General features: G+C 66.8%; 13 protein-coding genes, 1 tRNA gene and 1 pseudogene. 8 read left to right on the forward strand and 7 right to left on the reverse strand.

Features of this window, described 5'->3' with window-relative positions:
• Window positions 1-70: 70 nt before the first annotated feature.
• Together NGM06_RS02370 and NGM06_RS02375 are read left to right on the forward strand one after the other, a co-directional pair.
• Window positions 71-1,084: an N-acetyltransferase DgcN family protein gene (locus NGM06_RS02370; RefSeq protein ID WP_254268761.1), complete on the forward strand. Its 1,014-nt coding sequence runs from the start codon at window positions 71-73 to the stop codon at window positions 1,082-1,084.
• Window positions 1,081-2,121: a dipeptide epimerase gene (locus tag NGM06_RS02375; RefSeq protein ID WP_254268762.1), complete on the forward strand. Its 1,041-nt coding sequence runs from the start codon at window positions 1,081-1,083 to the stop codon at window positions 2,119-2,121. The genes NGM06_RS02370 and NGM06_RS02375 overlap by 4 nt, the downstream gene beginning before the upstream one ends.
• 131 nt (window positions 2,122-2,252) lie before the next feature.
• Here the strand turns inward: NGM06_RS02375 and arcD are convergent, their stop codons facing one another.
• Both arcD and NGM06_RS02385 read right to left on the reverse strand, forming a co-directional pair.
• Window positions 2,253-3,725 (reverse strand): arginine/ornithine antiporter ArcD, encoded by a 1,473-nt coding sequence (arcD, locus tag NGM06_RS02380; protein ID WP_254268763.1) that lies wholly within the window; start codon window positions 3,723-3,725, stop codon window positions 2,253-2,255.
• Between the two features lie 220 nt (window positions 3,726-3,945).
• Window positions 3,946-5,826: a threonine--tRNA ligase gene (locus NGM06_RS02385; RefSeq protein ID WP_254268764.1), complete on the reverse strand. Its 1,881-nt coding sequence runs from the start codon at window positions 5,824-5,826 to the stop codon at window positions 3,946-3,948.
• A gap of 149 nt (window positions 5,827-5,975) precedes the next feature.
• Between NGM06_RS02385 and NGM06_RS02390 the strand changes: the two genes are divergently transcribed.
• Complete coding sequence (locus tag NGM06_RS02390) at window positions 5,976-6,542, forward strand: FxsA family protein (RefSeq protein WP_254268765.1); 567 nt, start codon at window positions 5,976-5,978, stop codon at window positions 6,540-6,542.
• A gap of 156 nt (window positions 6,543-6,698) precedes the next feature.
• Window positions 6,699-6,772 (forward strand) — tRNA-Ile (locus NGM06_RS02395).
• A gap of 57 nt (window positions 6,773-6,829) precedes the next feature.
• On the opposite strand, the gene NGM06_RS02400 is transcribed toward NGM06_RS02395, so the two are convergent.
• The 3 genes from NGM06_RS02400 to NGM06_RS02410 are packed head-to-tail and all read right to left on the reverse strand — an operon-like array spanning window position 6,830 to window position 8,481.
• Window positions 6,830-7,147: a hypothetical protein gene (locus NGM06_RS02400; protein ID WP_254268766.1), complete on the reverse strand. Its 318-nt coding sequence runs from the start codon at window positions 7,145-7,147 to the stop codon at window positions 6,830-6,832.
• A 54-nt stretch (window positions 7,148-7,201) separates the two neighbouring features.
• Complete coding sequence (locus tag NGM06_RS02405; protein WP_254268767.1) at window positions 7,202-7,471, reverse strand: DUF8060 family membrane protein; 270 nt, start codon at window positions 7,469-7,471, stop codon at window positions 7,202-7,204.
• A complete protein-coding gene (locus tag NGM06_RS02410) occupies window positions 7,468-8,481 on the reverse strand; it encodes a DUF7490 domain-containing protein (RefSeq protein WP_254268768.1) in 1,014 nt (337 codons plus the stop codon). The genes NGM06_RS02405 and NGM06_RS02410 overlap by 4 nt, the downstream gene beginning before the upstream one ends.
• 146 nt (window positions 8,482-8,627) lie before the next feature.
• Between NGM06_RS02410 and NGM06_RS24280 the strand changes: the two are divergent.
• A pseudogene (locus NGM06_RS24280) lies at window positions 8,628-8,881 on the forward strand (HAD-IIA family hydrolase); the annotation flags it as partial.
• Window positions 8,882-9,160: 279 nt separating this feature from the next.
• Entirely contained in the window at window positions 9,161-9,400 is a 240-nt protein-coding gene (locus NGM06_RS24285; RefSeq protein WP_368410502.1) for an HAD hydrolase-like protein, read from the forward strand.
• 23 nt (window positions 9,401-9,423) lie between these two features.
• On the opposite strand, the gene NGM06_RS02420 is transcribed toward NGM06_RS24285, so the two are convergent.
• Both NGM06_RS02420 and NGM06_RS02425 read right to left on the reverse strand, forming a co-directional pair.
• Window positions 9,424-9,774 carry a VOC family protein gene (locus NGM06_RS02420; protein ID WP_254268770.1) on the reverse strand — a complete coding sequence of 117 codons (351 nt, stop codon included), beginning with the start codon at window positions 9,772-9,774 and terminating at the stop codon, window positions 9,424-9,426.
• A gap of 38 nt (window positions 9,775-9,812) precedes the next feature.
• Entirely contained in the window at window positions 9,813-11,102 is a 1,290-nt protein-coding gene (locus NGM06_RS02425) for a hypothetical protein (protein WP_254268771.1), read from the reverse strand.
• Between the two features lie 529 nt (window positions 11,103-11,631).
• Between NGM06_RS02425 and NGM06_RS02430 the strand changes: the two genes are divergently transcribed.
• Both NGM06_RS02430 and NGM06_RS02435 read left to right on the forward strand, forming a co-directional pair.
• Window positions 11,632-11,832 carry a DUF7996 family protein gene (locus NGM06_RS02430; RefSeq protein WP_254268772.1) on the forward strand — a complete coding sequence of 67 codons (201 nt, stop codon included), beginning with the start codon at window positions 11,632-11,634 and terminating at the stop codon, window positions 11,830-11,832.
• Between the two features lie 52 nt (window positions 11,833-11,884).
• Window positions 11,885-12,145 (forward strand): DUF8006 family protein, encoded by a 261-nt coding sequence (locus tag NGM06_RS02435; RefSeq protein WP_254268773.1) that lies wholly within the window; start codon window positions 11,885-11,887, stop codon window positions 12,143-12,145.
• Window positions 12,146-12,239 lie beyond the last annotated feature (94 nt).

A 12,239-nucleotide genomic window follows, 5' to 3' on the forward strand; every position in this document is an offset into this window, starting at 1 on the left:
TTACTGTCAGTCCCTCGACTGCGTTACCGACACACCGAGATTTATACCCCCGTATCGCCACGCTCTATCCATGAACGTCGCCGTACTCGCTCACGAGAAGTTCCCCGACCGCGCCAAGACCGCGGTCGGCCTATTGCGCTACGCGGACTACGAAGTCGAAGCCGTGCTGGACCGGGACAACGCCGGGAAGCGCGTCTCGGACCTCGTGCCCGACGTGCAGGACGCACCGATAGTCGCCGAGATGGCCGACGCCCCCGAGGTGGACGCCCTCGTCATCGGCATCGCGCCCATCGGCGGCGGATTCGACGAGTCGTGGCGCTCGGACGTGACCACCGCCCTCGAACGCGGGTGCGACCTGATTTCGGGTCTCCACTACTTCCTCGAAGACGACGAGGAGTTCGCCCGACTCGCCGCCGAGAACGACGCCGACATCTGGGACGTGCGCAACCCGCCCGAGGACCTCACGGTCGCGCAGGGCGTCGCCGACGAGGTTGACGCCGAGGTGATTCTCACCGTGGGCACCGACTGCTCGGTCGGCAAGATGACCGCCACGCTCGAACTGCTGGAGGCCGCCCGCGAGCGCGGTGCCGACGCGGGGTTCATCCCCACGGGCCAGACCGGCATCATGATAGAGGGATGGGGGAACCCAATCGACCGCGTCGTCTCGGACTTCACGGCCGGGGCGGTCGAGGAGATGATTCTGGAGCGCGGCGACGACTACGACTACCTCTTCGTGGAGGGGCAGGGGAGCATCGTCCACCCCGCCTACTCCGCGGTGACCTGCGGCATCCTCCACGGGTCGATGGCCGACAAACTCGTCCTCTGTCACGAGGCGGGCCGCGAGGCGGTCCACGGCTACGAGGAGTTCGACCTCCCGCCGGTGGCCGACTACGCGGCCCTCTACGAGGACCTCGCCCGGCCGGTCCACGAGACCGAAATCGTCGCCGGGGCGCTCAACACCAAACACGTTGAGGACGACGACGCCGCCCGCGACGCCGTGGCGACCTTCGCCGACGAACTGGACGCGCCCGCGACCGACCCGGTGCGCTTCGACGCCGACGAGGTGGTGGACGAACTCCTATGAGTCTCGCGACGGACTTCGAGCGGGTCTCGCTCCCGCTGGAGAACGCGTTCACCATCGCGCGGGGGACCCAAGAGACCGCGGAGAACGTCGTCGTCCGAATCGAGGACGAGGACGGCACCGAGGGCATCGGTGCGGCCGCGCCCTCCGCACACTACGGTGAGACCGCCGACACCGTCGAGGCCGTTCTGCCCGACCTGCTCGAAACGGTCGAGGACGTTGGCGACCCTCACCAACTCGACCGCATCGAGCGCCGGATGGCCGAGACCGTCGAGCGCAACCCCGCCGCCAGATGCGCGGTCAGCGTCGCGCTCCACGACTTGGCGGCCAAGCGCGCGGACCTCCCGCTGTATCGCTACTGGGGTTTGGACCCCGAGGAGGCGGTCTCGACCTCCTACACCATCGGCATCGACTCGACCGAGCGGATGGCCGAGAAGACCGAGACCGCGGTCGAACGCGGCTACTCCACGCTGAAGGTCAAGGTCGGCACCGACCGCGACGAGGAGATCGTCTCGACGGTCCGGGACCACGCGCCCGACGCGACCATCCGAGTGGACGCCAACGAGGCGTGGTCGCCCCGCGAGGCGGTTCGGAAGATAGACCGCCTCGCGGCGTACGACCTCGAATTCGTAGAGCAACCCGTCCCGGCCGCCGACCCCGAGGGCCTGAAGTTCGTCCGGGACCGGTCGGCCCTGCCCATCGCGGCCGACGAGTCGTGCGTGACTCTGCCAGACGTGCCCCAGATTGCGGACAAGGCCGACATCGCCAACCTGAAACTGATGAAGTGCGGCGGCCTGCGCGAGGCCAAGCGGATGATTCACACCGCTCGCGCCCACGGACTGGAGGTCATGCTCGGGTGCATGATAGAGACGAACGCCGCCATCTCTGCGGCCGCACACCTCGCGCCCCTGCTCGACTACGCCGACCTCGACGGGTCGCTCCTGCTGGACGACGACCCCTACGACGGCGTGGCGATGCCCGAGGGCGACATCGACCTCGCCGGACTCGACCGAGTCGGAACCGGCGTTCGGCGGGAGTAAGCGGCGTTCGAGGATACCATCTCGAACGAACTTCGGGGCGGTTCGACGGCCGACCCGACTCGAAGCGACGATTCTGAAGTATCCGTGAGAGAAACGAGTCGCTCGGAAAAAACGGCGTCGGACGCGCCGTCTCAGTCGTCGGCCGCCGCGGTGGCCGACGGGTCGGCGGCGTCCTTCGGAGTGGTGGCACGTCCGGTCAGCGCCATGACGAACAGGACGAGCGGCGAGAGGAACGCGAAGAAGTAGTACGGGAAGTACGACCCCCAGAAGTTCGTCCACGAGAACGTCGTCACGCCGAGGACGCTGGACATGTAGACCGCTCCGGCGTGCCACGGGATGAGCGCACCCGTCGGGGTCCCCGCGGCCTCGACGGCCCGGGAGAGGTCGCTGCTCTCCAAGTCGTACTCGTCGTAGAGGTTTCGGAGCGTCATCCCCGGAATCACGATGGCCATGTACTGCTGGGCGCTGAAGACGTTGACCAGAATCGCCGAGAGACCGGAACTCACGACGAGACTGGTCGAACTCCGGACCGCCTGCGCGAGGTGGTGGGCCAGCACTGCGAGGACGCCGATTCCTTCGAGCAGTCCGCCGAGCGCGAGCGCGGCGACGACGACGGTGATGGTCCACGCCGACCCGGAGAGACCCCCGGCGGCCAGCAGGTCGTTGACCAACTTGGTGCCGGTCTCGGGCGCGGTGCCGTTCAGGAACACGTCCCACGCGGCCGTGAACGCGACGCCCTGCACTGCAAACGTCGTGAAGACGCCCGCGAAGACGCCCGCCACGAGCGAGGGGAGCGCCGGGTAGCCGTAGAGCGCGAGACCGAAGGTGACTACCAGCGGGAGGAACACGAGCGGCGAGAGGTTGTAGGTGCCCGCCAGCGCGCCCTGAATCTCGGCGACCTGCCCTTCGGGAATCGCTCCGCCCGCTCGGAGTCCGAGCAGGGCGTAGAGGACCAGCGAGATGCCGAGCGCGATGGCGGTCCCCGTGCGCATCGCCCGAATGTGGTCGTAGAGGTCGGTGTTCGTGACCGCGGCCGCGAGGTTAGTCGTGTCCGAGAGCGGCGACTGCTTGTCGCCCGCGTACGCCCCGGTCAGAATCGCACCGGCGGTCATCGGTTCGGGGATTCCGAGACCCGACCCGATGCCGACGAACGCGACGCCGAGCGTGCCAGCGGTGGTCCACGACGACCCGATGGAGAACGCGACGACCGCCGCGAGAATCGCGGTCGCGGGCAGGAACACTTTCGGCGTGAGTATCGACAGGCCGTAGTACATCAGTCCCGGTATCGTCCCGGAACTGACCCACGTCGCGATGAGCGCGTAGATGGTGAACAGGATGAGCAGCGCCTGTAGTCCCATCAGCAGGCTGTTGGCCATGCCGTCGTACAGGTCGTCCCACGAGAGGTCGAGCCAGAAGTAACCGACCAGTCCCGTCAGTACGATACTCCAGAGGAGCGGCGCGTGAGGTGCGAGTCCGAGGTACCCTGAGCCGATACCGAGGAAGACGATTACGCCGAGTACGGGCACGAGCGCCTGTGCGAGCGTCGGCCGTCGCTCCGGCGACAGTTCTCCGTACGTCAGCGGTTCGAAGTCGAGCGAAGCCATTGACATCTTGGATTATTACCCGGGAGTATTAAACTGGAGCGATTTTATTCGTGTAGAGAATATTCAAATTGCGGTTTGGTATCGACAACCACGACTGGAAGCTATCGACAGCCTCTCAAACAGGGAATCGGAGAAATCGGCCGGAAACTATGTCGCAGTCGGGAAGCGGAGTCTATCGCTCGGTGAAGTGCGGGTCGCCTCACACGGTGACAGTCGGACGCTAACGCCCGGTGAAGTGCGGGTGGTTACTGACGTGTTTCGGCAGATAGCGTCGCTTCTTCGGCAGGTAGCCCACGTCTTCGAGGACTGTCGCTCGCAACTCCTCGAACTCCATCTCCCGCTCCTCGCCCTCCCCGCGAACGTTGACCTTGAGTCCCTCGGAGTCTCCCTCTGTCTCGCGGTCCCCGACGACCGCGTAGTAGGGCACCCAGTCGGTCTCGGCCCGGGCGATGCGCTTGCCGACCGACTCCTCGCGCTCGTCTACGTCGGCCCGGACGCCCGCCGATTTGAGGTCGTCCGCGAGGGCGTCGCAGTAGTCGACGTGTTCCTCGCCGACTGGCACGAATCGGACCTGCGTGGGCGAGAGCCACGTCGGCAGTCTCGGCGTCTCCCGCCCGGCGGCCGTCTCCAGCAGGGCGGCCAGCACGCGCTCGATGCCGCCCGAGGGCGAGTAGTGGAGGATGGGCGGGTGGTGAGACTCCTCGCCGGTGTCGTAGGTGATGTCGAATCGCTCTGCGCTCTCGACGTCTATCTGGACCGTGGGGTTCTCGATGGGGCGGCCGAGTCGGTCGATGGCCGCGAAGTCCACCTTGGCCGACCAGTAGTGGCGGCGCTCGGGCAAAATTTCGAGCAGTGCGGGCTTGCCGAGGTCCTCGACCAGCGACTCGACCCACGCCTCGTTCTCCTCGTAGAATCGCCGGGTCGTCCGGACGACGGGTTCGTAGTTCAGGCCGAGGTCCTCGCTCGTCCCGAGGGCGAGTTTCGCCTGCGCTCGGAGTTCCTCCTTGGCCTGCTCCACGTCTCTGGTCGCGGTGTGCATGTCGGGCATGGTGAACGCGCGCTGGCGCTTCAGGCCCATCACCTCGCCCCGCTGTTCGCGCCGGAACGAGTAGGTGGACATCTCGTAGATGCGGAGCGGCAGGTCGTTCTCCGAGACGTGCATGTCGCGCATGATGGAGAACTGGCCGAAGCAGGCCGCGAACCGCAGCATCATCCGGCGGTCGCCCGACTCGAAACGGTACTGGCGCTCGCCGAACTCGTCGGCGTGGTCCCGGACCGCCCGCACCCCGAGGTCGTACATCACCGGCGTCTCGACCGGCATCCCGCCGTACTCGACCGCGAGGTCGTTCACGTACTCCATCAGCGAGTCCCGGACCAGTTTCCCGCGAGGGTACCACCGCAGGTTGCCGACGTCGCTGAGTTCGTCGTAGCCGACCAGTTCCTTCTCCCGCATGAGTTCGACGTGGGGCGGTTCGTCGCCCTCGTTGGCGGTCTTCCCTTCCACTTCGTCGGCGACGAGGGCGCGCATGTCGTCGCTCACGCGGTCGACGTCTTCGTCGTCGAGCGCCTCCAACGCGCTCCGCTCGGGGAGGGCCGCGGTCCCGCCCTCGGGGAACAGGAGTTTCCACTCGCTCGGCGCGCGGTCGGCGGTCTCCGAGCCCGCGTCTCCGTCGGTCCGGTCGGGCGTGACGTGTCGGGAGAGTTCCGAGAGCGGGTGGCCCTTACACGAGACCTCGAAGGACTTGTACCAGCCGAACGGCGCGCGCAGAACGTCGTAGTCGGCGTCGAGTTCGGACTGGAGATCGCGGAGGACGGTCTTGGCGCTGTCCGGCGACGCGAGGTCGTCGCTCAGGTGGGCGTACGGGTAGAGGACGACCTTCCGGGTGTTGAGTTGGCCGGTCACGTCCCGGAGTTCGTCGGCGGCGTTCTCGACCACGGCGTCGAGGTCGGTCTCGTCCTCGCGCTCGACGCTGACGAACGCGGTCACGCAGTCCTCCATCCGGCCCTCCATCGGGACGTCCTCGGTCTCGGCGAGTCCCGCTCCGGCCTCCGTGGTGGTCTCGAACTCGAGGTGGTCGGAGTGGACGAACAGGAGTCGCATGGACGGAGTGACCGCTCGGTCGGTGAAAAGTGTACGGGGGTCGGTGGGCGACGCGGTGTCGGTCGGTTTTCGTCCGGAAGTATTCCGCCGCAGGGGTCACCTAAAGGGTTTTACCGCGTGAACGTCTATTCAGAGACAAGAACGAACCGATGCTCAAACGCGTACTCTTCGGACTCCTCCTCATCCCGCTCCTAGACGCGCTGTTCCTCGTCTACGTGGCGAGCGAACTCGGGGCCGTACTCACGGTCGCACTGGTCGTCCTGACCGCGCTGGTCGGGACGCTGTTCGTCCGCGCGGAGGGCCGCCACACCATCCGGCGACTCCAAGAGGCCGTCGGCAAGGGTGAGGTCCCGGCCGACGAACTCACCGACGGCGCGCTGCTCATCGCCGCGGGTGCGTTCCTGCTCACGCCCGGTCTCGTCACCGACACCGTGGGCTTCCTGCTGGCGTTCCCGCCCACGCGCATCCTCGTTCGCGAGGCGGTCCAGAAGTGGGTCGTCACGCCCTACATCGAGAAGAAGACCGGCGGGTTCGCCACCGGGAACATCTACACGTTCGGCTTCCCGAACGCGGAGGACGTGAGCGGAACCGGTGCAGGTACCGGCGCAGGTGGCGCTGGCGGGTCGACGTCGAGTAGTCAGTCCGACTCCTCGGACGACACCTACCGCGTGGACGACGACTCCTACGACATCGAGTTCGAAGACGACGAGAAGTAGCGAGGACGACGCGCCTCGAACGGTCGTGCGTGACGCCGCACGACGGCGAGGCGGAGTCGCCTTTTTTCCCCGTAAAACTCCGTGAGGGCGTCCCGAAGGCGAGTCGAAAGGAAACGCTTAAACATTCATGGCCGCAAGCAGTGAATGCACTCGCTCGGGCCAATAGCTCAATCAGGTTGAGCGCTCGGCTGATAACCGGGAGGTTCGCGGTTCAAATCCGCGTTGGCCCACTTCTTCGATTCTGCGGGAAGCGATAGTACGTGAGAGGGGACCGTCTCGATTCGTACTTAGTTGCCCTTCAGTTGACGACCCATCCACTCGGCTCCCGCCCTCGATTTCATCTCCTCCCAGTCGCCGAAGTTGGTGTTGTTCGCTACGTGTTCGTCGAACTCGTCGGTCGGAACCGCGTCGAGGTCGTCTTCCGATTCGATGTCCCACCTGCTATCGTCGAAGAACTCCTGTAACGACCCGTAATTCGTGTACTGTTCCATGAACGCGGCGGGAAAGACGTCGTCTGCCGTGATTTGGTTCTCCTCCGTTTGGCCGACGTTTTCTCCGAATCCATCGAGGGAGTCTTCTAGTTCGTCGAGGTCGTCCGTACCCATGCCCTATTTTATACCCTATATACTATTAATTCTTTTGCGGATGATGGATGGAAATCAGCCCTCGCTCAGCTCTCGCACGGTCCACGAGATTCCGATGGCCGAGACCAACAGTACCACCAAGTTGAGCGCCATTCGGAACAGCGGCCGATACGTCCGGGCGACGAACGTATTGATGCTCGCGTTCGCGCTGGTGTACAGTTGAACCACCGCGACCACGGCTAACAGGACGAACAGGCCCAGTGCGGCCCGGTAGAGGTTCGTCCGTATCTCGAAGTCGGCAGTCGATTCCTCGGGCATCTCGGTGTCGGTGTTTGCCTCACTCATGCGTGCCTCCGTGCGAGGAGTAGCGCGCCGACCAGTGCGAGGGCGGCCGCGCCGGTTCCGAAGCCGGGCATGCTACCGGCAGACGCCGCCTCCTCGACGGTCGTCTCGGGCGCTCCTCGGCCGCCCGTCGGGCCGTTCTCGAAGTCGCTGACCTCCAGTCCGACCTCTCGGACCGTCTCGTTCGCTCGGACGGTCTCGGTCGGGTTCAGGTTCGCCACGCTCCGGGCGGTGCCGACGATGACGCCGTCCTTCCACAGCACCGCGTCGAGGTAGTAGTTGTAGCCGTCGGGGACCGCGAGTTCGACGCTCGGGGTGACGGTCCGCCCGGGTCGGACGGTGCCGACCTCGACCGACGCGCGGTCGGCGACGATGTTCGAGTCGGCCTGCCTCGCGGTGAACACGACCCGCAGCTCCTCGGACGCCGCGTCACCCTCGTTGGTCAGGAACGTCGAAACGTCGAGGGTCGTCCGGTTGTCCGCCGTGCTCCCGACGGTGTACTCTATCGGCGGGAGACCGTCGCTCCCCTGCCAGTGGAACCGGACGCTGGTCCGGGCGTACTCCGGCGTCAGCGTGCCGACGCCCCGGACCTCCTTGCTCCCCTCGGCGATGCGGGCGCCGTGGCGGAAGACGACGGTCTCGACGCGGTACCCGCCGGAGCGCTCGACCGAGAGGTTCTGGACGACCGACACCTCGCGGTCGCCGGAGATGGTCGGGACGGCCGTCTGCTTCGTCGTCTCGACCAGTCCGGATTCGAGGTGGACCGCCCGAACGAGGACGGTCACGTTCTCGGATTCGCCGTCGGAGTGTGCGAGGCGCGTATCGACTCGGAGGGTCGCAGTGCCGCCCGACACCGGTCCGGGCGCGATGGACACCTCTTGGATGTCGAGGTGGCCGGGCCGGACCGGGTCCGACTCGGACTCGGCTATCGTCCCGGGGACCACGGCGACGGCGAGGACGGACACCGCGACGACGAGCGCGATTCCGCCCGCCAACATCCGCTCACGGTTCATGTTCCGAGTCTCACAGGTGCGTATAAAGTGTCTTGTGGTCGGTAGGCGACGTCCGGTCTCGTGAACCGACCCGGCGCTCTCGGGGGGACAGGAACCCGGTCCGAGTGCGGACAGAATCTTGGTCCTCCGGCCCGAACAGTCGGCGAATGTCCATCAGAAGCGTCGTCCTCGACGTAGACGGGACCCTCGTTCGCGGGGACGAGCCAGTTCCCGGCGCTATCGAGGCGGTGGACCGACTCCGCGAGCCGGTCTCGACCTCCTCCTGCTGTCGAACAACCCGACGCGGCCACCGGCCGACTACGCCGACTGGCTGGCGGGTCTCGGCTTCGCGGTCGGTCCCGACGACGTGGTCACTTGCGGGTCGCTCACCGCGGACCACGTGGCCGCCGAGTATCCCGATACTCCGACCTACCTGCTCGGCGAAGCGGGTCTGCGCGAGATGCTGACCGCGCGCGGCGTCCCGCTGGTCGCGGACCCCGATGCCGCCGAAGTGGTCGTCGCCTCCATCGACCGGGAGTTCACCTACGACCGACTTCGAGACGCGCTCTGGGCGTTAGACGGCGCGGCGTTCGTGGCGACCGACCCCGACCGGACGATTCCGGCGGCCGACCGCCCGGTTCCGGGGTCGGGTCCCGTCGTCGCCGCCCTCGCCGAGGCCGCGAACCGCGCCCCCGACGCGATGCTCGGCAAACCCGGCCGGACCGCGGCCGAGGCGGTCGAGTCGCGAGTCGCGGGCCGGGGACCGGAGTGTCTGGTCGTCGGCGACCGACTCGACACCGACATCGCGCTGGGCGACCGCGCGGGACTGACGACCGCGCTCGTCCTCTCGGGCGTGAGTACCCGCGCGGACGCGGAGCGTTCGGACGTGACCCCGGACCACGTCCTCGATTCGGTCGCCGACGTGGAGTCGCTCCTCTGAGACGGAGACGCTTCGAGCGACAGCTACACGTCGTCCGTCGGGTGCAGGAACGTCTGGAACTCCACGGTTCGCCCGTCCGGGTCCGTCGCGAAGAACTGGTAAATCTCGTACGTCTCGTTCTCGTGGGGTTCGTCGCGGGCGCGGTCGGCCAGCGTCTCGTACATCGCGTCCACGCTCTCCCGGTCGGGGTAGACGAAGGTCACGATTCCCTCGGTGTCGGCCTCGTCTCGCTCGCAGAAGCCGAGCAGTTGGTTGTCGTACTTCAGAATCGTGCAGTCGGGTTGTTCGAGCCACACGTCCGCACCCACGGTGTCGGTGTAGAACTCGACGATGCGCTCGGAGTCGGTCGTTGCGAAGAACGTAATCGCGCTCACGAACGCTCCGTCGCGGACCGACGGCAAAAAACCGCCGCTCAGACGAGGTGTCCCGCGACCACGGCGACGACCCACAGCACCGCACCCGCCCGGAGCGCCGGTGTCCACCCGTCAGCCGACGAAACAGCGACTCCCGCGTCGTCCGACCCTGCCCCGGCCGCGATGAGTCCGACAGCGACCACCACGACCGCTCTATGCGCGGCGACCGGAATCGGCAGGACCGCGACCCCGAGGGAGGCGTAGTCGAGGACGAGACCCGCGCCGAACCCGAGCGACGCGAGCGCGCCAGCTTCTATCCGGGGGAGACGCCGACCGAGGGCGACGGCCGCCAGCGGGACGCCCGCGACCAGCACCGGATACCAGAGCGCGACCACCGCGTCGGGCGACAGCCACGGGAGGTGGCGCTCGCAGAGGACGCCGCCGAACCGAACGACGAGCGGGAGCGCGGCGAGCGTCCCCGCCAGAGCGACCCGTCGGCGGTTCCGTCGGTCGGTGAGCCGTGCGAGATAACGCCGGGATTTACGGCCGAGCAGGGGTGCCAGCGCCACCGCGACCACCGTGGTCCACCCGTCGGCGTCGTAGGTGTCGTCGTTGGCGTGGTACACGCGGCGGACCGTGAACCCCGGCTTGCCGAGGAACGCCGACTCGACCCGCCGCTGGGCGACCTCCACGCTATCGACGGTGTGCGTGATGGTGAACCAGTCCCAGTGTTCGGCGTGGGCCTGCACCGCGGTCCAGTTCCCGTCGCGCGGTCCGTAGGCCCGGAGGTGGTGGCGAGCGCCGAAGTACTCCCCGCGGTGGAGTTGGTACCGCTCGGTGACCCATCCCCGGTCGGCGACGTAGACGTAGCGGGCCGCGCCGGGGGCGTCGCGCCACGGGACGCGCTCGTCGCTGACGACGCCGGTCTCGTCGGGCGGGTCGCCGACCCACTCGTCGTCGCTGTGGTTCCACTCGCGGCGGCCCGTGAGGTACCGCTCGACGCGTCGAGGGTCGTCGCGGACGACGACGTTGATGGAACTCGCCCGCCGGTCGAACGTCCGGCCGGGAGCGACGTACGGCCAGATTCGGGTGTCGCCGACGCTGACCAGCGTCGCTCCGGCGGCGTCGGCGCTCCCGTTCGCGGTCGGTCCGGTTTCGTCCGCTCGGACCGCGCCGAGGCCGACTGCGTCTACTCCGACCGCACTCGGTCCGACTGCGTCCGCTTCGACGCCGCCCTGCTCGACCGTGAGGGCCGACGCTACGGCTGCTGACTTCACGACCGCGGACCCCACGACTGCGGACCCGACGAGCGCAAGCACGACGAGACCGATGGTCGTGACACGTCGCATATTTCGGGGTTCTCAGGGCCAGACCAAGTAACTGTGGTCCGGCCGCCGTAACTTCGACGGGACGGTGCACGACAATCCGGAGTTCCCGAACGCGAGTTTTCCGCAGATTCCGCGGCGATTCGACCGGGGTGGCGGGCCGCCGTCCGAACCCGCCGATGTCGGGAGCCCAGTATAGCAGTACGGAGAGCTATAATCGTCAATTAGCGAGCCTTTTCACCCTCGGATGGGTCGCTCCCGACGTGGCGTGCACAACCGGTTGCGCCGCACCCCGACACTAGGCACCTGTCATCTCGCCACCGCACGCCACAACCAGTCAGCCAACAGTCGTGCTACGTCGTCTCATCCCCTTCCCCCATCTGCGTTTTTGTACTTCGTCGATACAGCAGCGCGTTACGGTGACGCGGTGAGGAACGGAGAGAACCGGCGAAGCGGAGCGTCGTCCGAGTCGTCCGTCGAACGGAACCGAGGATTTGACTGTCTTGGAGTTCGAACTCGCGGGCATGACCAGACGAAACGACGGTGGTCGCTGATGGGCCGCGGCGAGAAGATCCGGTTCGGAGCGGCGCTCGCGCTCGGCGTCGTCCTCCCCGGACTGCTCAAGTACGCGCTGACCGCCGCGGGCTACGACGCCCTCGGCACCGCGGTCTGGGTCAGCGGCTATCTCACGGCGATACTGGCAATCTGGTACGTCTGGGTTCGTCCGCTGAACCTCGAAGGCACCGCCGGATGACTGCCGGATAGCGGAACTTTAAAGGGTATTTCGGGCCGAGTTTCCGGTAAAGATGCTAGAGTTCGTGCCAATGCCGCTCATCGACGACTTCCTGCTCAAGTACAACGTCGGGCAGGTACTGCTGTTGGCGTTCGTCCTGTCGGTGGTGGCGGCCATCCCGCTCGGCTCCCGGAAAGTGCTGTCACTGAACGCTATCACGTTCGGCCTGCTGTTCGTCGTGGTCCCGTCGAGTCTCGCGCCGCTCCACTACAAGTTCCTCGGCATCGCGCTGTTGGTCGTCGCGCCCGTGCTGTACGTCACGGCGCGAAAGTAACGCCGCGCGAGTACCCGGCACTTTTCCACACTTCGTCACGCGACACGGACTCCACTCCCGAACGATACCCCCGTTCCGTCGTGGAACTGCCCGA

Origin of the sequence: Halorussus aquaticus, assembly GCF_024218795.1 — an archaeon.
Lineage (GTDB): Archaea > Halobacteriota > Halobacteria > Halobacteriales > Haladaptataceae > Halorussus > Halorussus aquaticus.

What these genes read in the sequence shown, in the direction of transcription:
- NGM06_RS02370 (WP_254268761.1), top strand. Translation starts at nt 71, where the DNA reads ATGAACGTCGCCGTACTCGCTCACGAGAAGTTCCCCGACCGCGCCAAG.
- NGM06_RS02375 (WP_254268762.1), top strand. Translation starts at nt 1,081, where the DNA reads ATGAGTCTCGCGACGGACTTCGAGCGGGTCTCGCTCCCGCTGGAGAAC.
- arcD (WP_254268763.1), bottom strand. Translation starts at nt 3,725, where the DNA reads ATGGCTTCGCTCGACTTCGAACCGCTGACGTACGGAGAACTGTCGCCG.
- NGM06_RS02385 (WP_254268764.1), bottom strand. Translation starts at nt 5,826, where the DNA reads ATGCGACTCCTGTTCGTCCACTCCGACCACCTCGAGTTCGAGACCACC.
- NGM06_RS02390 (WP_254268765.1), top strand. Translation starts at nt 5,976, where the DNA reads ATGCTCAAACGCGTACTCTTCGGACTCCTCCTCATCCCGCTCCTAGAC.
- NGM06_RS02400 (WP_254268766.1), bottom strand. Translation starts at nt 7,147, where the DNA reads ATGGGTACGGACGACCTCGACGAACTAGAAGACTCCCTCGATGGATTC.
- NGM06_RS02405 (WP_254268767.1), bottom strand. Translation starts at nt 7,471, where the DNA reads ATGAGTGAGGCAAACACCGACACCGAGATGCCCGAGGAATCGACTGCC.
- NGM06_RS02410 (WP_254268768.1), bottom strand. Translation starts at nt 8,481, where the DNA reads ATGAACCGTGAGCGGATGTTGGCGGGCGGAATCGCGCTCGTCGTCGCG.
- NGM06_RS24285 (WP_368410502.1), top strand. Translation starts at nt 9,161, where the DNA reads ATGCTCGGCAAACCCGGCCGGACCGCGGCCGAGGCGGTCGAGTCGCGA.
- NGM06_RS02425 (WP_254268771.1), bottom strand. Translation starts at nt 11,102, where the DNA reads ATGCGACGTGTCACGACCATCGGTCTCGTCGTGCTTGCGCTCGTCGGG.
- NGM06_RS02430 (WP_254268772.1), top strand. Translation starts at nt 11,632, where the DNA reads ATGGGCCGCGGCGAGAAGATCCGGTTCGGAGCGGCGCTCGCGCTCGGC.
- NGM06_RS02435 (WP_254268773.1), top strand. Translation starts at nt 11,885, where the DNA reads ATGCTAGAGTTCGTGCCAATGCCGCTCATCGACGACTTCCTGCTCAAG.